This window comes from Natronoflexus pectinivorans, from assembly GCF_004345615.1.
GTDB classification, from domain to species: Bacteria; Bacteroidota; Bacteroidia; order Bacteroidales; family Marinilabiliaceae; genus Natronoflexus; species Natronoflexus pectinivorans.
The window spans coordinates 1-25,180 of record NZ_SLWK01000020.1; the positions used below are offsets into that span (position 1 = coordinate 1).

The 25,180-nt window shown below is 41.0% G+C and carries 15 protein-coding genes; 7 read left to right on the forward strand and 8 right to left on the reverse strand.

What is annotated here, in order from left to right:
• Positions 1 to 223: 223 nt before the first annotated feature.
• On the reverse strand, positions 224 to 1,504 hold the full coding sequence (locus tag EV194_RS17035; RefSeq protein ID WP_207916091.1) for a flavin reductase: 1,281 nt from the start codon (positions 1,502 to 1,504) through the stop codon (positions 224 to 226).
• Entirely contained in the window at positions 1,504 to 2,649 is a 1,146-nt protein-coding gene (locus EV194_RS16080) for an FMN-binding protein (protein ID WP_132435423.1), read from the reverse strand. Before EV194_RS16080 ends, EV194_RS17035 begins: the two co-directional genes overlap by 1 nt.
• Positions 2,650 to 2,922: 273 nt before the next feature.
• On the opposite strand from EV194_RS16080, the gene dinB reads away from it, so the two are divergent.
• Positions 2,923 to 4,101, forward strand: coding sequence for a DNA polymerase IV (gene dinB, locus EV194_RS16085; RefSeq protein ID WP_132435425.1), 1,179 nt, complete (start codon positions 2,923 to 2,925; stop codon positions 4,099 to 4,101).
• Between the two features lie 471 nt (positions 4,102 to 4,572).
• Positions 4,573 to 7,512 (forward strand): DNA polymerase III subunit alpha, encoded by a 2,940-nt coding sequence (locus tag EV194_RS16090; RefSeq protein WP_132435427.1) that lies wholly within the window; start codon positions 4,573 to 4,575, stop codon positions 7,510 to 7,512.
• A gap of 63 nt (positions 7,513 to 7,575) precedes the next feature.
• Here EV194_RS16090 and EV194_RS16095 read toward each other — a convergent pair whose 3' ends face one another.
• The 5 genes from EV194_RS16095 to EV194_RS16115 form a co-directional block, all read right to left on the reverse strand.
• A complete protein-coding gene (locus tag EV194_RS16095; RefSeq protein ID WP_132435429.1) occupies positions 7,576 to 8,919 on the reverse strand; it encodes a pectate lyase in 1,344 nt (447 codons plus the stop codon).
• A 108-nt stretch (positions 8,920 to 9,027) separates the two neighbouring features.
• Positions 9,028 to 10,455: a pectate lyase gene (locus EV194_RS16100; protein ID WP_132435431.1), complete on the reverse strand. Its 1,428-nt coding sequence runs from the start codon at positions 10,453 to 10,455 to the stop codon at positions 9,028 to 9,030.
• 73 nt (positions 10,456 to 10,528) lie between these two features.
• Positions 10,529 to 12,118, reverse strand: coding sequence for a DUF4957 domain-containing protein (locus tag EV194_RS16105; protein ID WP_132435433.1), 1,590 nt, complete (start codon positions 12,116 to 12,118; stop codon positions 10,529 to 10,531).
• A 118-nt stretch (positions 12,119 to 12,236) separates the two neighbouring features.
• Positions 12,237 to 14,030, reverse strand: coding sequence for a RagB/SusD family nutrient uptake outer membrane protein (locus tag EV194_RS16110; RefSeq protein WP_132435435.1), 1,794 nt, complete (start codon positions 14,028 to 14,030; stop codon positions 12,237 to 12,239).
• Positions 14,031 to 14,102: 72 nt separating this feature from the next.
• Positions 14,103 to 17,264, reverse strand: coding sequence for a SusC/RagA family TonB-linked outer membrane protein (locus EV194_RS16115; protein WP_243699434.1), 3,162 nt, complete (start codon positions 17,262 to 17,264; stop codon positions 14,103 to 14,105).
• A gap of 1,493 nt (positions 17,265 to 18,757) precedes the next feature.
• Between EV194_RS16115 and EV194_RS16120 the strand changes: the two genes are divergently transcribed.
• Entirely contained in the window at positions 18,758 to 19,651 is an 894-nt protein-coding gene (locus tag EV194_RS16120) for a MerR family transcriptional regulator (protein WP_132435439.1), read from the forward strand.
• On the opposite strand, the gene EV194_RS16125 is transcribed toward EV194_RS16120, so the two are convergent.
• Entirely contained in the window at positions 19,635 to 20,987 is a 1,353-nt protein-coding gene (locus tag EV194_RS16125; RefSeq protein ID WP_132435441.1) for an MATE family efflux transporter, read from the reverse strand. The genes EV194_RS16120 and EV194_RS16125 overlap by 17 nt on opposite strands.
• 370 nt (positions 20,988 to 21,357) lie before the next feature.
• On the opposite strand from EV194_RS16125, the gene EV194_RS16130 reads away from it, so the two are divergent.
• The 4 genes from EV194_RS16130 to nadD all read left to right on the forward strand — a co-directional run bounded on the left by EV194_RS16130 (position 21,358) and on the right by nadD (position 25,092).
• Entirely contained in the window at positions 21,358 to 22,848 is a 1,491-nt protein-coding gene (locus EV194_RS16130) for a DUF3078 domain-containing protein (RefSeq protein WP_165921917.1), read from the forward strand.
• Between the two features lie 48 nt (positions 22,849 to 22,896).
• Entirely contained in the window at positions 22,897 to 23,772 is an 876-nt protein-coding gene (locus EV194_RS16135) for a YicC/YloC family endoribonuclease (RefSeq protein WP_132435445.1), read from the forward strand.
• Positions 23,772 to 24,353, forward strand: coding sequence for a guanylate kinase (gene gmk, locus EV194_RS16140; protein ID WP_132435447.1), 582 nt, complete (start codon positions 23,772 to 23,774; stop codon positions 24,351 to 24,353). The genes EV194_RS16135 and gmk overlap by 1 nt, the downstream gene beginning before the upstream one ends.
• A gap of 139 nt (positions 24,354 to 24,492) precedes the next feature.
• Positions 24,493 to 25,092 (forward strand): nicotinate-nucleotide adenylyltransferase, encoded by a 600-nt coding sequence (gene nadD, locus EV194_RS16145; RefSeq protein ID WP_207916093.1) that lies wholly within the window; start codon positions 24,493 to 24,495, stop codon positions 25,090 to 25,092.
• Positions 25,093 to 25,180: the final 88 nt, after the last annotated feature.

Below are 25,180 nucleotides of genomic sequence, written 5' to 3' on the forward strand. Positions count from 1 at the left end.
TAATTCAAATGTCAGACAAGGCACTCTTTTTTTTTAGCAAAACTTATGAATATTAATCACTCAAAAAGTCAACCAATATCAGGACGCCTCAACTAATAACTGTTAACTAATAACTGTTAACTGGTAACTGATAACTGATAACTGATAACAGTTAACCGAAACATCACCAACAAAAAAAACCGCAAATCATAGAGTGACTTGCGGATTTTTGATGTCTGATATTTTACCATCTGTTCCAGTGTAAAATGGACTCGTCCCATTTGTCTTTGGGAGTATCAATGCCTGTAGGATAGCCAATGGCTATCACATTAAGCGGAACAATATTATCGGGTAAACCAAGAATCTGTTTAACGGTTTCTTCGCGGTCTTTAACCGGATGCACGCCTGTCCACACAGCACCCAGACCCATGCTTTCGGCTGCAAGGAGGATGTTTTGCGTGGCTGCAGAGCAATCTTGTACCCAGTATGCCTGCTCAATTCCCGAAAGCGCTTTATCTAAGTCGCCACCCACCATAATGGCGCTTGTGGCTTGCTTAAGCATGCGTGCGTAGGGCAATACCTCAGCGAGTTTATCGAGCGTTTGGCGGTCGTCAATGGCTACAAATGCCCACGGACGTTTATCAACAGCTGTTGGAGCTGCCATGCCGCTTCTAACAAGTTCAGTTAGTTGAGATTTGGTGACTTGTTGGTTCGTAAAATTGCGAACGCTCTTACGGTTGTATATGGTTGCAAGGGTGTGGTTAAAACTCGCAGCCCGGGGCTTAAATTCCGGTTCCATATCATCCATGAATACTTTAAAAGCATCACTCTGCTTTCCCAATAAGGGCCCAAAACCATAGTACGCATTACCCTCGTATAAAATGGGTTGCATTTTTTCTACATCTACACTTCCATCTTCTTTTAAAAGGTGTGAATCTATTCTTGTATCAATCACTTTGCCTATGAATTGAACATGCGAACCTAGGTTAATGGTTTGGGTTACTTCGCATTCAATTACAATAGGAAACTCCTGTATGTATGGTGCATTTACGTAATCGCCCTTAACAGGGGTGAGTCCCAATGAGACAAATTTATTCTCATCGCGCCCTGAAATGTTTCCTACGTAATCCATGTGAGCCATATATTTAGCCGACGGCACATTGATGGTAAAACTGCCAGTTTCCATAATATTACTATACGATAATGTTGCCGGACGCAACGATATGCCAACACTTATTGGATGCGAATTGACGATTCCGACCCATGCTGCCGTCATGATATTTGGCTGGCCATCGGCACCATAGGAACCGATTACCAATGCTGGTTTAGGCATAATCCAACCACGGGCACCTACTGATACTTTTTCGGACGACTGAACCGGCTGTTCTGATTCATACGTTGGTACATGAACAAAGGCTGGCGCTGATTCTTCTACAATGTTTTTATCAGTTTTAGTTATCTGAATAACTAAAACTACTATGATGGCTGCAAGTAGCAGATTTAAAAGTGCTGATGTATTCTTCATTATTTTTCGATAACAGGTTTAACAATATCAATGGCGCATCCGGTGGGGCAAAACTGACACCATGGACGATTAAAGAATATGGAGAGTATCATTACAACTCCACCAAAAAGAAGCATAAATGTGGTTGCCACAGAAAATGAAAATGCCATAAAAGGTTCCATACTCGACAGGGGAAGTGAAATTCCCAGCAATATAGCAATCCAAATAAAGGATAAATACACTGTGTTTAAATGTATTACCGATATTTTTATGTTTATGGAACGTTTTTTAATTGGTGATATTTTTGAAACAAGCATTTGCAAGGCTCCCATTGGGCAGAGGTAGTTGCAATAGTACTTTTTGTGTCCCAACAATGCCATAACCAATGCCAATAGCAATATAACAATTAATTCAAAATTGGTTTGCCACGGCAAACCGTTCACCAGCCAAGTATGAAAAGCTCCCACAGACAACATTTGTTTTAACCAAATTCCCATAACCAATACCACGCCAGCTAAATAGTAAAAGTAAAATTGGCGCAATCGTTTACCAATAATTTGCATTAGCGAAATTACGATTAGGGCCAACATTAAAGCAATTTGAATGCCTCTAATCATCGAGAATGGTTGCCTTTGCGAGGCAACAACCAGATAATTGGCAACTGTTTGGTTAAAGGTGCCAATTATGGCAGTGCTGCTTCGTGTTGCCCCCGAAACGGCATCAACCTGTTTTTGTACTACCAGAGTATCTAAAGGCATGCCGCTCCATTCATGTAGGAGTCCTATTTTTCTGATGTGCTCGATATAATGAGATGTTTCGCCATTTGGTAACAGGTAAATACCTGTTATAATTTTATCTTCAGATAATGAAATGACCAGCGGAACCTCACCGGCATAGCCGGAATAACGGGCGTTAAGCTCTTCAGAAACCAAGGCATGTCCCAATAAAACACCTCCGTTGCCGTAAACCGAAAAACTTTGGTCGCTGTTTTTGTTAAACGATTCAGCCAAAGGGAAAGCATGCTTAAAGTCATTCAAAGAGTACTCCTTAGTCTCCTCCGGTTTTAACCACTCAAAAGAAGCGCCTGCCCTTATAGCAATAGCTATTAGAAGCAAAATAACGGTCGAATAATTAATGATGGTTTTAAAAGATAAACTTTTACTCATTGTTTTATTGTTATTGTTTTGGTGTTCCGATTCAATTTTTATGGTAACAATAGAAGCGGAGAGGGCCTTTTTTAGGGCAACCCTTCAAGAAACATCTTGGGCTGATAACGTGAAGTGTTGTTTGGGGGTACAAATGTACATTTTTTTTGCCATACGCATTCCGCTTTCCTGTCTCCTGTCTCCGTTTTCCGTTCTCCGATTTCCATTCCCTTGCTCATTTTGCTAAAATTGATTATATTAGAATCGTAACAAAGATTAATATATAATCAAAATATGATTTCTGATTCTAATTATCAGTTTGATAACCGGCACATTGTTCACATTGATTTGGACACCTTTTTTGTGTCGGTAGAGCGGTTGCAGAACAGTGCCCTTAATGGCGTGCCTGTGATTATTGGCGGCTTGTCCGACCGGGGTGTGGTGGCGGGATGCAGCTACGAAGCACGCCGTTTTGGCGTGCATTCGGCCATGCCCATGCGCATGGCTCGTCAGCTATGTCCGCAGGCAGTTTTTATTCGTGGAGACATGGACACCTACAGTCGTTTTTCTAACCTGGTGACAGAGGTTATTGCCGACCGAGTGCCGCTTTACGAGAAAGCTTCCATCGACGAGCATTACCTTGATTTAACGGGGATGGATCGTTACTTTGGCTGCTATAAATTTACGCACGAGTTGCGGGAAACCATCATCCGTGAAACGGGGCTTCCCATCTCCTTCGGACTGTCGGTAAATAAAACCGTGTCAAAAATAGCTACAGGCGAAGCAAAAAAAGGAACCTCCAGGGAGTTGTACGTTGAAGCTCCACGAGTCAAGCCGTTCTTAAATCCTCTCTCCATTAGTAAAATTCCAATGTTGGGGCCAAAAACTTATCGATTGCTGCGTTCAATGGGGGTGGATAAGATAGAGACGCTGAGCCTCGTCCCTCCCGAAATGATGGAGCGGGTGTTGGGCAAAAATGGCACTGTATTGTGGCAAAAAGCCAATGGCATCGACCCTTCACCGGTGGAGCGATACTATGAACGAAAATCCATTGGCACGGAGCAGACCTTTGAGACAGATACCACCGACTTTAGGTTTTTAAACGATTGGTTGTTGAAGATGGTGGAAAAACTGGCTTTTGAACTGCGGGTGCGTAACAAACTGACGGCTTGTGTGACAGTCAAAATCCGGTACGCGGATTTTGATACCCATACCATACAAAAGCGTATCCCTTACACCTCTTTCGACCATGTTCTTATGCGTGAAGCGCGGGAGTTGTTACAACGGCTTTATAAACGACGGGTTTTGGTTCGATTGCTGGGTGTTCGGTTTACTCACCTGGTCTCAGGCAGTCAGCAACTCAATCTGTTTGAAGATACCCCGGAACAGGTCAATCTTTATCTGGCCATGGACAGGATAAGAAAACGTTTTGGAACAGATGCGGTGGGTAGGGGGATGTTTTTTAAAGTTTAGGGATTAGGGATTATGGTTGGAGGGTGACAAGATAGGATGGGAGATGAAGCGTAGCGGAACCGGAACATTTTTTTGCTGGAAATGAAAGGTTTGGAGTTTTGAGTTTATGGTTTCTCAGCGAAAATATGGAATGATGGAAGGTTATTAGGAAACGTAATTGCAGTGTTTTGTAAACATCAGCCAACGCCGCCGTAGGTGGCAAATGTCGATAGAAAATAGAAAATAGAAAGGAACGTTTCGTTGAGAGAAGGCACGCCGTAGGTGTGCAATGCAAACAGATAAGATTAAAGTTTAAAGTTCAATGTTTAAAGTACAGATGTTCAACCTAGGACTATAAACTTTTAGTTTATGGTTTATAGTTTGAACCCTAAAATAAACCCAAAACTCAAAACTCAAAACCCAAAACTCAAAACCATAAACCTTATCTCCCTCTCACCCTGTTACCTTCCCACCCTTTTTTCCCTTTTTTTTATGTTTCTAAATTGCCACACATATCACAGTCTCCGTTACGGAGTGTTGTCGCCACAGGATTTGGTGCAACGCGCTGCTGCGGCTGGTGCCGAAGTGTTGGTGCTGACCGATATTAACAGTACTACGGGGGTGTTTGATTTTGTTGCAGCCTGCCGGGCGGCGGGAATTACACCTTTGGTGGGGTTGGAATTTCGCGAGAATGGCCGTTTACTTTATACCGGGATTGCACGTAATTTCAGTGGCTTTGGCGAACTTAACCGATTTTTAACTTCCCACAGGTTGTCGCAGCAACCGTTGCCTGATGTTTCTCCCGCTTTTCAGAATGCATTTGTGGTTTACCCGTTTGATGGGTTTATTCCTGCGGTTTTGCGGGAGAACGAATTTGTGGGAATCAGGCACTTTCAATTGAACAGGCTTCTGACTTCACCTTTGTCGCGACAGATGCATAAATTGTTAGTATGGCAGCCGGTGGTGTTTGCTTCCTGTACCGGATTTGAGGTTCACCGCCATTTGCGGGCAGTAGATGGTAACCGGCTTTTGAGCCGGATTACCGAAGATGATATGGCTTCCAGGTATGACTGGCCTGTATCGGCAGAACGACTAAAAGCGGCATTCAATCATTATCCTGTGATATGGAAAAATACCTGTGATTTTTTAAAACAGTGTTCTTTCGATTTTGATTTTAAAACGGTTAAAAACAAACAAAGCTACACAGGCAGCCGCTCCGATGACGAAAAACTTCTGGAGCAACTGGCTTTAGATGGGATGGAATTTCGTTACGGGCGCAATCATTCCGAAGCAAGGGAGCGAATCATGAAGGAGTTGGATATTATTAGTAAACTTGGTTTTGCCGCTTACTTTTTAATCACCTGGGATATTATTCGATATTCCATGTCGCGCGGGTTTTATCATGTTGGCCGTGGCAGCGGTGCCAACAGCGTTGTGGCCTTTTGTCTTAAAATAACCGATGTGGATCCCATTGAACTGAATCTCTATTTCGAAAGGTTCCTGAACCCCAAACGCAGCTCTCCTCCCGATTTTGACATCGACTACTCCTGGCGTGAGCGTGATGATGTGCAACAATACATATTTAAACGATACGGAAGAGAACATGTGGCGTTGCTGGGAGCCATATCTACTTTTCAGGAGCGTTCTGTAATCAGGGAATTGGGTAAGATTTACGGTTTGCCCTCCGAAGAACTGGAGAGAATGACCAGCGCGGGATTTAATCCGGCTGGAGAGGAGTTGCCCGAAAAAATTTTCTCCATCGCTGCTCACCTCAAAGATTTTCCCAACCTGCGAACCATACATGCGGGCGGAATTTTGATATCTGATGCGCCCATTACGGCTTATACTGCGCTCGATTTGCCTCCCAAAGGACTGCCAACCACACAGTTTGATATGTACGTGGCCGAAGATATTGGTTTTGAGAAGCTGGATATTCTGTCGCAACGGGGCATTGGGCACATAAAGGATTGTGTCTCCATTGTGTTGCAAAATCGTGGCGAAAAAGTGGATGTACATCAAGTGGAGTGTTTTAAGCACGATGAGCGTGTAAAGGAGTTGTTGAGAAAAGGAGAGACCAATGGTTGTTTTTATATTGAAAGCCCCGCAACGCGTGGCTTACTGATAAAACTTCGGTGCGATAATTATCTCACTCTCGTGGCTGCCAGTTCCATCATTCGTCCCGGGGTTTCCCGTTCGGGAATGATGCGGGAGTATATTGAGCGTTTTCATAATCCCAATGGATTCAGGTATTTGCACCCCGTGATGGAAGAACAATTAAAGGAGACTTACGGGGTAATGGTTTATCAGGAAGATGTGATAAAAGTTTGTCACCATTTTGTGGGGCTCGATTTGGCCGATTCTGATGTTTTGAGGCGTGCCATGAGCGGTAAATACCGCTCAAGAGCGGCGTTTCAACGAATTGTGGATAAGTTTTTCAGCAATTGTAAAGAGCGTGGCTACCCCGATGCATTGACGGGAGAGGTGTGGCGCCAGATTGAATCCTTTGCAGGCTACTCTTTTTCCAAGGCACATTCGGCTTCTTATGCCGTGGAGAGCTTTCAGAGTTTATATCTGAAGGCATATTTTCCGCTTGAATTTATGGTGGCAGTGATTAATAATTTTGGGGGCTTTTATGCCACATGGGTTTACGTTCACGAAGCTACGCGGTGGGGCGGGAAAGTACATGTTCCTTGTGTGAACAGGAGCAGCTATATGACTTCCATCGATGGAAAAGATATCTTTTTGGGATTTGTGCACATCAGAGATTTGGAGCAGGAATTGGCGCATCGCATTGTTGATGAACGACAGCGGGGAGGGGAGTATTTGAGTTTGCCCGATTTTATTGAGCGCACGGCTTCAGGCCGTGAGCAGATTGTGCTTCTCATTCGTTTGGGAGCACTCCGATTTACCGGGAAAAACAAGCCGCAATTGTTGTGGGAGGCTCATCTTTATCTCACCCGGGAGAAGGTAAAAGAACCCATTCCACGGTTGTTTCCGGCCAAAGAAGCGCAATACAGTCTGCCCCGGCTCATACAACAGCCTCTTGAGGACGCTTATGATGAAATTGAACTTTTGGGTTTTCCTGTTACCATGAACTATTTTGATCTGCTTCAAACCAGTTTCAGGGGTGAGGTGAAGGCACGCCATTTATCCTCTCTTGTGGGGAAAACAGTGAAGATGACCGGGCGTTTGGTGACCATTAAATATGTGCGCACGGTGAGTCGGAAATTGATGCATTTTGCCGCTTTTCTGGACGATGACGGACAGTTTTTCGACACCACTCATTTCCCGCCGGTACTTAAGAAATACCCTTTTCAGGGAAATGGAATTTATTTAATCCAGGGAAAAGTGGCCAGTGAGTTTGGTTTTCCATCAATAGAAGTGGAGAAGATGGCCATATTGCCATTGAAACCCGACCCGCGAAGCTCCTGATTATGCAGAAAAGGCAAGGAACCGTTGTTCCCTGCCTTTTCATTGGGTCCTATGAAACCTAGACTATTTTTTTTCGACCAGTTGATTTAAATACACTTCAATGTTTGTGTATTTTGAACATAAGTCGTATTGGTTATGATCATTGGGATTATTGGGATCCAAACCGTTGGCAATTTCCCATGCATCGGGCATGCCGTCTCCATCAGAATCTAATAATGGTTCTGAATATTGAAATTCAGGCCATCCTCCAACTTCGTTCTGGCTGTTTATGATTCCTCCTTCACCAAAAGTTGTCATGCCATATTTTACCTCTTTAATAATTCTTGAGTCAATAGTATCTCTTACATTACTGACCCCGGCGTATTTCAAAACAGCTTTAAAGGCTGTTTCTGTATCTCTTATTTGGTAATCCGACACAGAAAAGGCTTCATATACAATCAGTTCTTCAAGAGGCCCTCCGCGTTGCGTGCTAACTGCCAAAGTATTATCTTTTGAGGCTTCTTTATTACCGTAAACAATATTTCCTGAAAGATAGAATTTTCCGATGGGAGTGTAGGGTTCAAGTATAATTGATAATTCACTTCTGTTTGTTGCAGGTCCTGGTTTAAAATAGTTATTTATGATGTTATAGTGTCCTTCTTCTCCTCCGTACGCAGCTTTATTTCCCCAGTTGTAAATCACATTGTTTACAAATTCGACCAGTTCCTGCTGACCTTTTTTCAGGCTTCGTCCACCCTGAAACCGAGGGTTTCTGCTGCTGTGATGAGCCAAAAGATTATGATGGAATGTTGCTTTATTTCCACCCCATATACCCCCATATCCATGTTCTCCTTTTGAATGGTGCGAGTCGTTGAGACTTTCGCTGATGATGCACCATTGCACGGTTAAATTCTCAATATTGTATGGAGAAAATACTTCGTCAGTTCCCCAACTCATGCTGCAATGATCTATTATGATGTCTTTATGTCGCATGGTGGTTAGGGCATCTTGTTCAATCGGGTATATATCGCCCGGGCGCATTCTCAGATATCTGAATATCACATTATCTGCGTTGATTCGGAGTCCATGTCCTTTTATACAAATACCCTCACCGGGAGCCGATTGTCCGGCAATTGTCAAATTGCCGTGATTGATATTGAGAGGACTTTTCAGATGGATGTTTCCTGATACGGCAAACACAATAATTCTTGGCTCTTGCAGATTAACACCATATCTAAAACTCCCTGGCCCGTCATCTTCTAAATTTGTAACTACGTACACCATTCCACCTCTTCCGCCGGTTGTGTATTTTCCTGCCCCTTCGGCGCCAGGAAAAGCTGGTGTGTTATTGATTCGTTCACTGTTTGATACAGAGCATGCCGATATAATGATTAAAACAGTTAGGATCAATTTCGTATTTAAATTCATTTCTGCGTGTTTTAACGAGATCAAATAATCAACACAAATCGTGTTGTTATTTTACTCTATTGGTTAATACTACCAGATATAGGAGCCATGTAAATTGATGTATAATTACTACTCTGTCCCGGTTCCACCAAAGCCGATTTTTTCGTAAACGATGCTGTTAAGATAAACTTCGAGGTTTGTGTATTTAGGGCTTAAAATGTATCTTCTTCCGTCGGTTGGATCATTTGGATCCAGTCCGTTTGCAATTTCCCACTCATCGGGTATTCCGTCGCCGTCGGTATCAATAGGTGCATCAGCAGTTGATAATTGTGGCCATCCTCCAACATCTTCTTGTGTGTCAATAATTCCAGAGTTTGAACCCCATGAACCTCCAAAGGTGGCAGTGCCGTTACGCACCTCTTCAATAATGCGGTTATCCACTGCGTCACGCGACAGGCTCATGCCTGCATGTTCCAGTACAAGTTCATACGCTTCTTCTGCCGAACGAATTGTTACGGGATAGATTTCGAAAGGGTTTTCTACTTTCAGGTTGTCAAGTGAACCTCCATGTTTCAGGTCAACGCCTAACCAATTATTTTCTGATACATTGTGATAACCATCCACGTAATTTCCTGATATGTAAAACCGCCCATAATCGGTACCCCGGTACGCTTCAAAAATACGACTGCGATGGCTGTTGGTGGCAGGGCCTGCTTTGTAATAGTTATTTATGATGTTGTATTCACCATCTTCCCCTCCGTAGGCAGAATTATCTCCCCAATTATATATCACATTATTAATCATTTCAGCTCTTTCGCTAAGGATGCCGTCGCGCACTCCATAAAATCTGGGATTTCGGCTTTTATGGTGTGCAAGAAGATTGTTATGAAATGAGGCATTATTTCCACCCCACAAACCGCCGTATCCATGTGCCCCCTTATCGTGAACCGATTCGTTAAGGCTTTCGGCAATCAAGCACCACTGCATGGTAAAGTTTTCGTTGTCATAGAATGAAGCACATTCATCGGTGCTCCAACTCATTGAACAATGATCTATGATTACATTTTTTCTTCTTCTGCCCCAAATGGCATCATCTTCTGTAGCTGTTTCATCACCAAGTCTGAAACGCAAAAAGCGGATGATGACGTTATCGGCATCTACCATTACTGTGTAATCTCTTATGGTAATTCCATCGCCAGGTGCAGTTTGACCAGCGATGGTTAAATTTCCGTTGGTTATTCTGAGGTTGCGGGTTAATTTTATTTCTCCACTTACTGCAAATACAATTGTGCGTGGTTCATTTTGCATAACGGCATGGCGAAGTGTGCCAGCTTCAAAAGTATCTTCCAGAGATGTGACGGTATATACTCTGCCACCTGCACCTCCTGTAGTGTACATGCCACCTCCCTCGGCACCTGGAAAAGCGGGGATGGATGAACGGTCAGGCGTAGGGAAACCAATGATTTCATCATCATTTTTTTCAGACTCTGATTCTTTTGAGCAACTAATAAATATTAATAATAGCGTTGCTGGTAATAAAAAGAACAACTTCTTCATATCCAATCTTTAAATAATGAATAATTGAGGGACAACATGTGTTGTCCCTCAATTTGGTTAATTTGATGGTAATTTATGGAATCCAACGAGGATCGCCGATACGGTAGAAGATCAGGTCTTCATTGGATATCGTAAAGTTACCATTTTCAGGATCTGCAAACCCTGGGTTCAATTCTGTGTAATTCCAACGATCGTATACTGTAATCTCGTCATTGGTCAGATTTGGAGCGTTGAAATAGTTATTTCCATCCATTCCAACAACTGTTGTCGCTGACTGATTAGAGTAGGTTCCGACAATATTTGCAAAAATGTTTTTACGAACATAGATTTCATGATTCGCCAATCTCACATAAAGAATCCTTCTCGTTGATCCCTCCTGTGTGATAACATTATAGAAAGTGTTATTTTCTATGGTGATAATGGCGGTGTTGTCCCCTGAGAAAGCAGCAGCATTGTCCATTCTTATCACATCCCGGTTAACAACACTGTTGTAAACTGTGTTGTTTTTGAAATCAAATACTTTAGTCATACCGTTTCTAAAGTCAATGAAATCTCCACCCTCGGTTACAATGTCTGAATAGATGGTGCCTGTAATTGATACAGATTCAATCAATACAGCATTACTTGCGTAAAAGACTCCTTTGACGTAGTTTTTGATTTCACAACCTTCAATAATTGCATTTCCATAGGTCTCTCCGGCTCCAAGCACCTCGTCATAGATGATGGTTTGGTTACCGTCTGGTGCAGTTTCTCCATCAAGAATAAGGTCTTTTAGTCTAAATCCTGCACCTCCGCTAATTCTGAATACAACACCATTAATCACTGGCTTTTCAAACGGCCTTACAGCAATAATTCCAATGGTTTTACTGATGTGGATGTTCGCATCAACTTGGTATTCGCCTGGCATTAATGCAAATACATCTCCTTCTTCAGCCGCCTCAATGATCTCCTTGAGGTTATCACCGGGCTCAACCAATATTGCATCACCAATATCGATTAAGGTTGTGAAATTATGTGTGCCTCTTGTGCTGCCATTGTTTACCAGACGAAGGAAATACCCTGTTTCGCTGTTCAAACCAGTCAGGGTTATTTCACCTGCTTCAATGTGCTCTTGTGTTACTTCAAAAGTCAACTCATTTGTTCCATCAAACAGTACAACGCTGGTAGCTACTTCTCCTGCAGGCCATCTAAGAATAAATGTTGTAGCACCTATATCGTCCGGTTGAATTGCACTCAGAATTTGTTCTGTGCCGGTTGTAAATAATGCTTCAATCCACTTTGATTCTAAAATGGATTCACCCACAGCCTTTACTCTTACAGAATATGTGGTTTCACCTGCAAAACCGGGAACAGTGTATGGTAGTTGGCTGTATGTTATTCCTTCAACTGTTTTGGTTGGAGAACCGGAAAACTCCGGTTCTTCAATGTCTGAATTTTCATTTTGAAAGAACTCAACGGTATAGCTGGTTGCTTTGTTTACAGCTTTCCAGCTTAATCGTGCAGATGTTTGATTGATAATTCGTACTTCCAGGTCAACCGGAGAGAATAACCGGCTGACATTTATTTCAGTTATTTCGGGATCAATGTCGTCGGAACAACTTCCAAAAGACGCCGTTGCGATTAATCCCAAAAAATATGCGGATAATTTAATTAATCTCTTCATTATTTTTTGATTTTATGGTTCATTTAATTTTTGCTGTTTGCAAATCAAAGTACTTTGTTTTCAACATGTTTTATGATCGGCATCACAGCCACCTTGGTTTTCAACCAAAGCGTAAATATTAGAAATTAAACCCGTCATTGTTAAGCATCCCGTTACTGGTTTCGATAAATACTTGCCATATTGGCCAGTACTGTTGTAAATCGGGGTCGCGTAAAAACAGTGCGTTCCAGAATGTTGATTGTTCCGTTGATGAGGTTATGACCCATGATTTGTTTGATTCAAAGCCAAGGCTTTGTCCAATTTCGTCGGTATCACCATAATTCAAACCATAAATGATAACAGTTTCACCATCTTCAGCAGTTTCATAATAGATTCTTTCTGGTAAGTCGGCATATTTACCTTCACGAGCTTCAAGTTGCATCAGCTTCTCTCTTGCTTCATGAAGTTTGGTGCTTAACATATTCCAACGGATAAGATCTTGTTTACGTAGCATTTCCCCTGCAAACTCAAGAGCTCTTTCGTCAACAATTGCATTAAAGAACGCCTCTTTGCTGGTTGTTACCTGCGACATAAAGTCATCAACCAAATCCGGGTGATCAGGGAAAGCTCGCTCACGTACCTCTCTTAAGTATGGAGCTGCCTCCTGTGGACCGTCAAGGGCGTTGATGGCTTCAGCTGCCATTAAAAGAATGTCAGAATAGCGCATCACTAACCAGTTTAACCCGTCATCGTTAGTTGAAGTTACGCGGCGTCCTGCTTCTTCAAATAACCACTCATAACGATATTTTCCAAACATCCATCGTCCGTTGTTGGTAGGAACTTGTATTCCGTTTGTCCATTCATAAGGTATACATGTTACATCACGACGAACATCATTTACGTCATACTCGTAAAACAGTATTGGATTGGGACCATTGGTTCCACCTCTGGCTTGTGCAGTATATTTGTTCGCATTTGTATGTCTTACTCCATTCTCAAAGATAACACGACCGCGACCCTCACTGAATGGTATTTCCCAAAGGATCTCTCTCCCTGCAACAAAATCCTCACGGTGTAAAGATCTGAATACCCCCTCAAAAGTTTCGAGTTGTGCAGTTCCGCTGTTGATTACGTCAAGACACTCTTTTTTAACGATTTCGTACATTTTATCCGGAGATAGCTCCTGGTATATGCTTCTGCGAATTGTACCATCCATACGTTGGGCATATCCGCCAGCCATTAAAGCAACGCGAGCTCGTAAACCTTTAACAAATGCTTTGTTAATTCTTTCAGTTGTCCGAGTTGCAGCTGTTTCATTTGGCCAGGCTACAAGTTGAGCGGCCTCTTCAAGATCGTCTAATAACTGCATGAAAATGATGTCACGATCTTCACGGGGTAAATAGAGTGTTGCAGTGGATATTGGTTCAAATCTGGCAGGAACATCACCCCAACCCTTTATAAGATCCAAATAAACAAAAGCTCTCAATGTAAGCATCTCTCCCAGTAATTGAGCCATTCTTGGATTCCTCTCAATATCACCATAGTTACGAATCCCATCGATTGCAATATTCGCTCTCTCAATGGCCTGATAGAACATCGCCCAGGCGTTGTTCTCAGTATTCATTTGGCTATTGTTTACGTTGGTGCTGTAATTTGTAAGCCTTACTGCTTCATGTGCAACGTCTCTTAGCCCATTTCGTACTTCTATGTCTGTATTGAGACCATACAACCCAAGGAATCTTCCTCTGTAGGCGTTTGTTTCACCAAAGGAGTGGATTATTGCAGCCATTGCTCCTTCTGTCAAACTGGGATCTGAAAAGATCACTGATGGTTCCAGAGATGATTTTGCCGGAGTGTCCAGTGTATCATCGCAGGAGCTTATCACCAACACAAGTGATAAGATGATTGATATATTAAAAAATAACTTTTTCATTGTATTATTTATTTAAGCGTCAATTGATACTTCAATATTTTTCTATTATATGAATTTCTCCCTTTTGTTGATTTAGAAACTCAGGTTCATCCCGAATACAATTGAACGGCTTCTTGGATAAGCAGAATAATCTACCCCTGGCGTTAATGGCGTTCTCCTTCTGGTTGATACCTCAGGATCAAATCCGGTATAGTTAGTCCAGGTGTATAAGTTATAACCACTTACATAAAACCTTAAATTTTGAACGTTTACTCTGTTTACGATATCTCTTGGAAGAGTGTAGCCTAGTGTCAGGGTATTAAGTCTTAGAAAAGACCCATCTTCTACGGCCCAGTCAGAGAATACGAATCGAGGCATATATGGCGACCACATGGTTGTATTAGCATTCATTGCAGCCAATTCAGCCGGATCATTACTAATCGTTCCGTCGGGTAGTAGATTGGTCCATCTTTTGCCATCTTCCATCATCGTAATCATATTACGTGAATGGTATTTGCTGGTTGAGGTATATTCAACTTTGTTTGCATTATATACATCATTGCCATAGCTCCAGTTGAAAGCTGCTGACAAGTCAAAACCATAAGCTCTTGCATTTAGAGTGATACCACCGGTGTGCAATGGATTGGCATCCCCAATAATGGTTCTGTCATCCAGGTTTACCACGTTGTCTTCATCAGGGTTTAGGTTGAGTAGTTTTTTGGTACCGGGGCGAATTGTGCCTACTACTGAGCTTGCGTTAGGTACACCTTCTCTTAGAACCCATTCACCGTTAAAGTATCCTTCAAAGTCAGAAACTTCATAGCGTCCATCACTGATATATCCGTACATTTTCCCTACGGAACCTCCAACCTGTATCACATAGTCTGCTGGAATTTCAGTAGACGCCCAGCCTGATGACTGTTCAAAGTTCTCCATTAATCCAAGTGACTTGATTTCGTTTTTATTGAAACCAATGTTTCCACTAACTGAAAATCCGTAGTTTGGCCTATCGATAGCAACCCAATTTATGGAGGCTTCAAAACCTCTGTTCTCTGTCTCACCCATATTTCTGTATTGGTCGATATAACCTGTGCCTGGAATCGGGAAACGCATTAACAAATCTTGGGTTGTATTTATATAAGCTTCAAACGAACCGTTGATTCGACCTCTTAACATTGTATAATCTAAACCAAGGTTTCTTGTAATGGTGGTCTCCCATTTTAAATCCGGATTAGCAAGAGTTCTTGAAGGTGCCCAATAACTGTCGTAGTTATTAACCCAGGTGGTTGTACTTACAGCCATAGATTGTACTATTTGCCCGGATGGGATGTTATTGTTTCCGGCTGTACCATAGCTGAATCTGATTTTAAGGTCGTCTAACCAATCTCGTGTGTTTTCGAAAAAGATTTCATCAGAAATCCTCCAGGCAAATGCAGCAGATGGAAAATACCCCCATTTGTTCCCATCTCCGAATTTTGAGGAACCGTCTGCTCTGAAAGTTGCGCTGAATAGGTATCTTCCCATGTAGTCGTAATTAGCTCTACCAAAGAAAGAAAGCAGGATGTCATCAGGTGAGAGATGGTTGGTAATTGAGTTTGCTGATCCCTGTGCAGAGAGCTTTGAAGCTTCTGAAAAACCGAAAGTAGATGGGAATCCATGAACTACGGTATTATGAGACTCTTGTTCGCGGATGATATACTCCTGACCGGCTAGCACATTTACCCTATGATCGCTGGGAAGAATATTCCTGAAATTGTAATTTACAGTATTGGTGTTTCTAAATGTTTGTCGTGATTGTTTATTGAAAACAATCGCTGGCTTGTTTTGATTTTCACCCGACGGAACATTTTTTACATAATAAGTTGACGGGCCATAGAAACGATCGTCTACGCTTCTAAAGTCATCCAATCCTACATCTGATTTAATAGTCAAGTTGTCAATGACTTCCCATGCAACGCTTGCATTCAGATTATATGCAACTCGGTTTTGGTATCTGTCATTGTCTCTGAGTGATTCCATTGGGTGTGTCAACAAGAAATCAGGATCAGTTTCCTCTGCATCAGTCAAACCTGAAACAGGAAATGGAGGATAAATCATGGCAAACTTCAATCGGGAATCTGCTGAAGAAACTTCGTTTTGTTCGTTAGCTCCACCACCATTTATCTCTGTGTTGGCATACCTGAAGGACAGGTCTATCGTTATTCTGTCGTTTGGGCGATTTGTCATATTAAACGAAAGATTGTCCCTGTTGAAATTGGACATTTGCATAATGGCTCTGTCATACATGTGGGCATAACTTAAAGCATATGTCGTTTTTTCAGTACCACCGGTTAAACTAACGTTATGATTAAAAGTAAAGCCTGTTCGTCCAAATATCTGATTCTGATAGTCGTTTGGCTGTACTTCTTGGTAAAGATCTAAGTCTTGAAAGTTTCCGTAAATATTGTTGTATCTACGCATGTCGTTTGCCAGTAAAGCTCTCTCATACTGCCATTTAGTAAAATCATATGGAGAAAGAACATCGAGTGTGTTGGCGATTCTTTTCCAGGCAGTATAGGCATTGTAATTGACAGTCATTCTTCCTTCTCTTCCACGTTTGGTGGTAATAATTATTACACCATTGGCGCCTCTGGAGCCATAAATAGCAGTTGAGGAAGCATCTTTTAGTACATCAACGGACTCAATATCAGCAGATGAGATGTCTGAAATGGATTCGACCGGAAATCCATCAACAATAAAGAGAGGACTGTTGTCGCCTGTAATTGAACCTCCACCTCTAACTCTGATTCTGATTTCTGCATCAGGAGATCCTTCTGTGGCTGCTATTTGCACACCTGCTAATTTTCCGGTGATGGCTTCTGTTATATTACTAACAGGAATAGCCTGCAGAGCATCACCCGAAACAGAAGCAACCGAACCAGTTATGTCTCTTCTCTGAACCGTTCCATAACCTATTGCCACAACTTCATCTAATCCAAAAGAGCTTTCGGCTAGAACTACATTTATTTGACTTTGATTGTTTACTGCTATCTCCCTTTCATCAAAACCAATGAATCGGAATACGAGCACCGCATTTACTGCGTCGGGTACCTGCAATTGGTAGTTTCCGTCAATATCGGTAACCGTGCCGATTGTAGATCCTTTAACTATAATGTTTACTCCAGGTAGCGGAAACCCTTGGCTGTCTTCCACTTTTCCCTGAACCAGAATGCTTCCTTGTGCCATAAGAGCGAGTCCAAAACTCCAAAGGCTCATAACGAATAGCATTTTAATTAAATTTTGCTTTTTCATAGTTATGTTACTAAAATTAAACAGTGAATGGTTTTTTATCGATTTTGTATTATTCTGTTTCTTATGTGTGCAATATTAAATTTAATGAGTTTTTTTCGGATTAATTCTTGTTAACTTTTTGTTTGCAATTTATACACTCTCGTTATTATAGTGGGTAGAAGAATTATCTGAATAACCGTTGCGAATTGACGTTAACATGTGTTGCGATTTGTCAAAGCATTGTAGGATAGATAGATAGGGTGGAATTTGGTGTTGAGAAGTGTGTATTTTCTATAAGGGGAAAGTGAATTTTATAGACATTTTTTACATATGTCTTTTCTATAAGATGTAAGAAGAATGGAATGTTATCAGGAAAATATAGTGAGGATATCAGGAATTAATAGATCAGTCCTCATATTATTTACTTAAAGATATGTGATAAAATGTGGTATGTCTTGCTATTGATTTAACAAACACTGGATTTTCTGATTAAAGATAAGAAATCTTTTTCGATTGAAATGGTGCTAATTAAAAACGTCCGGAGATTATCTAAAATCATTCCGGACGTTTTTAACCAAACTTAACCCTAAACTATGAGAAAACTCAATTAGTCAATATTCAAATAGCATGCCAATTATTTGTTTGAAACGTCCGAAAATTCATGAAACGAGTCCTGATACATCATAACAAAAAGAATCATAAAAAAAGAGGCTTAAACATTAAAATTCAATGTTAAGCCTCTTTTCTTCCTAAACCTAATTAACCTAACCTAAACCTATGAAAAAACTCTCGTTCTTTCAATACAAATATATGATTGAATTTAAGGAATGTCTAACTTTTAATGTTATAAAAAGTTAAAATCGGTTATGTGAAATTGGAAATTTTTTACAAATATTCTGGTTGTTTAAAATTTGATTTTTAAGTGATTATAAAGAATTTTCTCTTACTCCATTTACATCTGTTTATAATTAGTTTTTTATTTGCTCCCGAAATCTCGGTAGAACTCGGCAAATAATCATCCCCTTGTGCGAAAGCTCTTTGACTTCATCGATCTGCCGATTTTCATGGCTCGTTTCATGGAAAGCATTGGTTACTATGTGGATTCTTATTGTTAAATCGGACGCTATCATTTACAGGCGTGCAGGTTACTTCGATCCGGGAGGTTTGCAATTTTCATCGACACACTTAAATCAATGTGATTTATTGAAATATGTTGACGGTAATGTATTGATATTAAAGGCTTAAGCATGTTATGCTTTGTAGTCTTTTAATTGTGTGTACTGATTTTATGGCAGTTTGAAGTTTTGTTTTTATTTTTAGCCGAAATTTTGAACAAAATTAATTTGACCGTGTTAAACGGTTTGAGACTTAGTTGAAATCATCAGTTTTCGTTGATTCAAACCTGGTGTGTTACCTGGCTTATTGAACAAACTAAGTCTTAAAATATTACGGTAGTAAAGGAAATATACAGTATTCAAATGGCCAGATATTCAATCAAAGATCTTGAGAAAATCTCAGGTATAAAAGCTCACACCATCAGAATGTGGGAGAGGCGTTATGGACTAATTGAACCTGAACGAACTCCTACAAATATACGCTATTACTCAGATTGCGACCTCAAGCGTTTATTGAATATATCCATTCTGAACCATCACGGCATAAAAATATCCCATATTGCCGGACTCTCCGATACTGAGATTCGCAGCCGGGTGCTGGATTTGTCTCTGGATGGTCGTACAAATAATGTCCAGATTGAGAGCCTCATGGTGTCCATGCTAGAGTTGGATGAGAAGAAGTTTCTTAATACTCTCTCAGCTTCTGTAATTAAATTCGGTTTTGAGTCTACAGTTGAAAATATCTTGTTCCCTTTTCTTGAAAAGGTGGGAGTGCTATGGCAGGCGGGTACAATTTCCCCTGCTGAAGAGCATTTTATGTCAAATCTTATACGTCAGAAGCTATTTGTTGCCATCGATCATGAGATGCAGAATTCATCTGTTTCAGGCCCCAGAATCATTATGTTTTTGCCAGAAGGAGAGTTACATGAAATTGGTCTGTTGTTTTACAATCTTTTGGCTCGTAAAGAAGGACTGGATGTTATTTACCTGGGGCCTTCAGTTCCTGTGAGCGATTTGTTACAGGTACATCATGTCAGACCCGCTGATGCATTTATGACCTCGTTTATATCTGCTTATACAACAGAAGGATTGGAGGATTTGATGAAATTGTACAGAGAGAAATTTCCGGAGATACCTTTTCTTGTTTCGGGGTATCAAATTAAAGAACTGAACCCATCTCTACCTGATGGCTTTACGGTAATTCCCGGTGTTAAGGGTTTTAAAGATGCCATTAAGCTGGTTAAGTTCTCGGAATAGGAGTATTCTCCACAACTGATTTGCGTTTCCATCGTCCGCTCTTGTAATATATCCAGGTTCCTGCCAGACCAACCATCCAACCTGCGGGTATGCTCCACCAAATTCCGGATTCGCCAAAGTGTTTTGATAAAAACCAGGCAAATGGAATTCTCACAATCCAAAGTGAAATCAGGGTTATAAACATGGGGATTATCGTATCACCGGCTCCTCGCAATGTTCCATGAAGCACGAACATGGAGGAGAATACAATATAAAAAGAGCAAACGATGATAAGATACTCTCTTCCCTGCCGAATGACTTCGGGATCATCATTAAAGAGAGACATCAACTGGTTGCCCCAGAGTAGAACAATCAACATTACGGCTAAACTTATGGTCCAGGCCATTTTTTGAGTAGCCCAAACGCCTTTTCTGATGCGCTCTACTTTTCCTGCGCCAAGATTTTGTCCCACAAAAGCTGACAGAGCCGAGGCCAAAACCATGGCAGGCATGGCTGCAAGGGCATCAATTCTGCTGGCTGCCGTGTAGGCGGCTAGGGTGACCGTGTCAAAATTGTTGATGATTCTGATCAATGCCATTAATCCCAGGGCAACAAAGGTCTGCTGAAATCCTGTTGGCAATCCAATCTGAACACTTTTACGGAAGCTCTCAATATCAAAGGTGAGTGATTTAATGCTGAAATGAATCAAATGATCTCTTTTGTTAAGATAAAATATGGCAGCAATAAATGCTCCCATTTGTGCAATAACCGTAGCCCATGCAGCGCCGGCAACCCCCCATTTAAAAACAACGATAAACACAACATCAAGAACAATATTTACAACCGTTGCAATGGCTAAAAACAAAAGAGGGGTTCTGCTGTCGCCCAAACCTCGCAAAACCGATGATGTGCTGTTGAAGCCGAAAAAGCCAACCATGCCGAGCATATATACATTGAAATATGCCAACGCCTGTGGCATTACATCATCTCCAATTCCCAATAATGTAAATATTTGACGGCTAAATAGAATTCCGACCATTGAAAGTATGATGCCTGCTCCGAACATAAACAAGTATATGGTTCCGATGGCCTGTTTTACCTTTTCATAGTTTTTAGCGCCAAAGTATTGACTGATAACTATGGTGGCTCCACTACCGATGCCAATAAAGAAGGATATCAGCGTGTAAAAAATGGGAAACGAAGCTCCCACTGCTGCCAAGGCTTCGGTCCCCAAGAATTTGCCCACAATGATGCTGTCAACAATATTGTACAATTGTTGAAACAGATTACCGATAACCATTGGAAGTGCAAATCGGAAAATCAACCTGGCTTCATTCCCTGTAGTGAGATCCTTCATCAGTTAGTTTTTCCAGTAGAAACCGGAACTTTGTTCCGGCATACCGACTACAAAACAACGGAATTTTTGGGAGAAAAGAGAATTTATTATTTACAACACGGCCAAATTGGTAAACTTTTTGATTACTGAGGATTTATTAATTCAATAATTTGGAAATATTTGGAAATATTTGGAAATTTTCTATTTTTTGCATAGAGATTTGAATTGAATCCTTTTTTTACTAAAGGTTTTTGATATACTTTTGCAACGATTCAATTCTGATGTTAAAAATTAACTCATCTCATTGAAATAAGATCTTAGCCATTTTTCCAAATATTGAAATCCTTTATTGGTTATTACCGTATTTTAAAGTATTTAAATGCATTTGTATATGTATATGAGGTTTTTATTTGGACTTTTGTTTTTGATTTTTCTGATGCCACATGCGCAAGTGCATGCACAACGCCCTTTTCAGATATATTTTTCTGATTTTGTTTTACCGGAAACCTGGTACGAAAAAGTAGATGCCATGGAGTTTCGGGAACAATATCGTGAAGCACTGGCTAAGCAATCTGCCGGACTGAGGTTTCAAAACTCTTTCATTGCCCATCATCCTTTTCAGTTTATCCTCGAACCTCAAACTGTGCGTTCAAATGTCTCCGCAGGCTTAATTCGTCAGAAAACCGGAACACTTCCTTTGAATGAATACCGTTTCGAATTTATGACCACTCGAATTTCACGCTATAAGGCACATGCTCTTCCGGTTATGTACATAAAGGAGGAGTTGCCTGATTTAACAGAATTTCAGGCAACCGAAAGAAAGACGCCTTTTGAGAAATATCAGCATTTTCTGAATCATCCCGGTGGGAGTGATACTTTGCAAACTCTGATTGCCGGAGAGGTGAAAACTGGTAACGAAATGCGCCGTCATATATATTATAATCACCCATATCTTGTGCAGTATGATTGGCATGAATTGCCTGATCCTCCACGAATTTTCAGAAGCAGCGAAACACTCCAGTCCAGAACTGGAAGGGAAAGTCTTGAGGGACTTTTCAGGCCAAATGATATTCGTCGTCCCGACAGATTAGAGAGGGTTGCATTAAAGAAATCACCATGGACATTTACCGGTTCGGAAAACATTCAGTTTTCTCAGGCTTATTTAAGTAACTGGGCCAGAGGGGGACAAAACTCGGTGGCTTTGTTAAGTGATTTACGTTTGAGCGCCATATATAAGGATGATAACGTGGAATGGGAAAATACGGCTGTCCATAAACTCGGAATTATATCAAGTGAAGGAGCCAAATCACGGGTGAACGATGACTTGATAGAATTGATGAGTAAATACGGGGTGAAATCAACGGAGAAGTGGTACTATAGTTTGTTGTTTAACTTCCGAACTCAGTTTTTCGAGGGATTCCTTGCAAGCGACACAGAAAAGGAGAATCCAATTTCCGCTTTTATGGCTCCTGCCTATTTCTCTCTTGCAGCGGGTATGGATTACAGGGTCAAAGATTTTACCCTGCTGTTATCACCTCTTACATCAAGGATGACTGTTGTTCTGGATACAGCGAAAATTAATCAAACACGCTACAACATCGACGCCGATAAAAAGTCCAATTTCCTAACGGGAGGATCTCTTCAGAATAACTTTAGATGGAAACTGGCTGAAGACATGACTTTTACCTCCAGAATGAACGTTTTTTATGACTACTTCGCAAAAGATGAAAACATCCAGGCCGAATGGGATCTGGTGTTAGATATGCGAATAAACGTGTTTTTGAGTACAAGACTCACCGGTAGTTTCAGATATTATGAAAGTGAATCCAGTAAATTGCAGATCAGGCAGGGGCTTAGTCTTTCATTCCGGTATAACTTCTGACGCGGTTAGTTGATTAATATTATTACTTTTGTATAAAAGATTCTGTTTATGATAAAATCAATGACCGGATTTGGCAAAGCTGTTTGCGATCTCCCTACAAAGAAAGTACATGTTGAGATTAAATCCCTTAATGGAAAGCAATTGGATCTCAACCTCAGAATTCCTGTTTTATACCGAGATAAGGAGCATGAGATCAGAAACCTGATTGCCGGACGACTTCAACGGGGGAAAGTTGATTTAACTATGGTTGTTGAATCTTTGATGCCCGATAACTTGCCGCAAATTAATAAAACTGTTTTTCAGGACTATTACAACCAACTAAGCAGTATTTCAGAAGAGTTAAATATAGGTGGAAGTTCAGATTTTATAAGAACCATCATGATGCTTCCCGATGTTTTGAAAACCGGGCAGGCATCGCTGGACGAAAAGGAGTGGGCAGATATAAAAGACACCATTGAGGCAGCCATCGAGTGCATCGATGGGTATCGTTCTCAAGAGGGGCATGCATTGCAGGAAGATATCACAATTCGTCTTGATAGCATCGAAGATTCCATGAATCAGGTATTGCCCTTCGAAACCCAGCGACTGGAGAGAATAAAAAGCCGCATAAGGGAGAATCTGACGGAGGTGGTTGACAGCAACAAAATTGATGAGAACCGTTTTGAGCAGGAGCTTATTTACTACATTGAGAAACTTGATATTACCGAGGAAAAAGTGAGGTTAAAGAACCATCTGGATTATTTTAAGGAGACCATGGGAGAGGAGCAACCGGTTGGTAAAAAATTGGCATTCATCAGTCAGGAAATTGGCCGGGAAATCAACACTCTTGGCTCCAAGGCCAATGATGCCGATTTGCAACGGTTGGTTATAAAAATGAAGGATGAACTGGAAAAAATAAAGGAACAAACTCTTAACGTATTATAATGCAGAAAGGTAAACTGATCATATTCTCGGCTCCTTCAGGTTCGGGGAAAACCACTATTGTTAAGCACCTTTTGAGCAAAAAACTCAACCTGGCATTTTCAGTTTCGGCCACCAGCCGAAGCCCAAGGATTAATGAGAAAAATGGTGTAGATTACCATTTTTTAAGCAATGAAGAGTTTCAAACAAAAGTGGCAAACGATGAATTTCTGGAGTGGGAAGAGGTATATCAGGGAACGTGCTACGGCACGTTGAAAAGTGAGGTAGAACGTTTGAGGAACCAGGGCAAAAACGTAGTTTTTGATGTGGATGTGGTTGGTGGTGTTAACATCAAGCAATATTATGGCGATGAAGCCCTGGCCATCTTTATTCAACCACCATCTGTTGATGAACTTCGCCGTAGATTGATTGTCAGAAACACCGACGCACCCGAGGTCATTGAAAAACGTGTAGCTAAAGCTGAAAAGGAACTGACTTATTCAAACAGTTTTGATAAAATTGTTGTGAACGACATCCTTGAAAAAGCTTGTGATGAGGTGGAAAGTTTGGTTAAAACGTTCGTTTTAACCAATACTGAGCAATAATAAAGTAGCGATGAGATATATTTCATCTCCTTGATGTTTCCTATTCTAACTCTCAACCATAAACTCTCAACTATAAACTCTCAACTATAAACTAATAACCCTCCAACCCTAAACCCTTTAACCATAGAATAAAAGATACATGATTAATTCGGCCAAAATAAAAACCGGTCTTTTTTTCGGTTCATTTAATCCTGTGCACATCGGGCATATGGCATTGGCCAACTACATTCTGGAATATTCTGATCTTTCTGAAATCTGGTTCATTGTTACGCCGAGTAACCCTTTAAAGAAATCCAAAGACTTGGTTGATGAAAATCTCCGGCTGGAAATGGTGAAAATTGCCATTGCAGATGAGCCTCGATTTTCGGTCAATGATATCGAATTTTTCATGCCCAGACCATCCTACACCATCGATACTCTGTTTGCTTTAAAGGAGAAGAATCCCGAAAGACAATTCTCAATCATCATTGGAAGCGATAACCTGGTTCATTTTGAAAAATGGAAAAATCCTGAAGTCATCATAACTACGTTTGATGTAATCGTTTATCCAAGACCGGGGTTTGACGCCTTATCAGCTAAATATTTTAGAGAAAAGGTATCGCTAATAGATGCACCTCTGTTGGACATCTCTTCTACCTTGATCAGAGATGCAATTGCAGAGAAAAAGAGTATGCGATTTCTGGTTCCATGTGGAGTATATGAGTTTATTCTAAAGCAAGATTTGTACAGTGGTTTATAGGTTTGATTATTATGTATTTGTAATTTGCTTTTCAGTTGACTCCGAAGCCTCGGGACTTGTTTCAGGTCTAGCGCCCCTCTTTTTTCTA

Bases quoted from the DNA above. Each gene is read 5' to 3' on its own strand.
- EV194_RS17035 (WP_207916091.1), bottom strand. From the start codon at position 1,504: ATGAAGAATACATCAGCACTTTTAAATCTGCTACTTGCAGCCATCATA.
- EV194_RS16080 (WP_132435423.1), bottom strand. From the start codon at position 2,649: ATGAGTAAAAGTTTATCTTTTAAAACCATCATTAATTATTCGACCGTT.
- dinB (WP_132435425.1), top strand. From the start codon at position 2,923: ATGATTTCTGATTCTAATTATCAGTTTGATAACCGGCACATTGTTCAC.
- EV194_RS16090 (WP_132435427.1), top strand. From the start codon at position 4,573: ATGTTTCTAAATTGCCACACATATCACAGTCTCCGTTACGGAGTGTTG.
- EV194_RS16095 (WP_132435429.1), bottom strand. From the start codon at position 8,919: ATGAATTTAAATACGAAATTGATCCTAACTGTTTTAATCATTATATCG.
- EV194_RS16100 (WP_132435431.1), bottom strand. From the start codon at position 10,455: ATGAAGAAGTTGTTCTTTTTATTACCAGCAACGCTATTATTAATATTT.
- EV194_RS16105 (WP_132435433.1), bottom strand. From the start codon at position 12,118: ATGAAGAGATTAATTAAATTATCCGCATATTTTTTGGGATTAATCGCA.
- EV194_RS16110 (WP_132435435.1), bottom strand. From the start codon at position 14,030: ATGAAAAAGTTATTTTTTAATATATCAATCATCTTATCACTTGTGTTG.
- EV194_RS16115 (WP_243699434.1), bottom strand. From the start codon at position 17,264: ATGAGCCTTTGGAGTTTTGGACTCGCTCTTATGGCACAAGGAAGCATT.
- EV194_RS16120 (WP_132435439.1), top strand. From the start codon at position 18,758: ATGGCCAGATATTCAATCAAAGATCTTGAGAAAATCTCAGGTATAAAA.
- EV194_RS16125 (WP_132435441.1), bottom strand. From the start codon at position 20,987: ATGAAGGATCTCACTACAGGGAATGAAGCCAGGTTGATTTTCCGATTT.
- EV194_RS16130 (WP_165921917.1), top strand. From the start codon at position 21,358: ATGTATATGAGGTTTTTATTTGGACTTTTGTTTTTGATTTTTCTGATG.
- EV194_RS16135 (WP_132435445.1), top strand. From the start codon at position 22,897: ATGATAAAATCAATGACCGGATTTGGCAAAGCTGTTTGCGATCTCCCT.
- gmk (WP_132435447.1), top strand. From the start codon at position 23,772: ATGCAGAAAGGTAAACTGATCATATTCTCGGCTCCTTCAGGTTCGGGG.
- nadD (WP_207916093.1), top strand. From the start codon at position 24,493: ATGATTAATTCGGCCAAAATAAAAACCGGTCTTTTTTTCGGTTCATTT.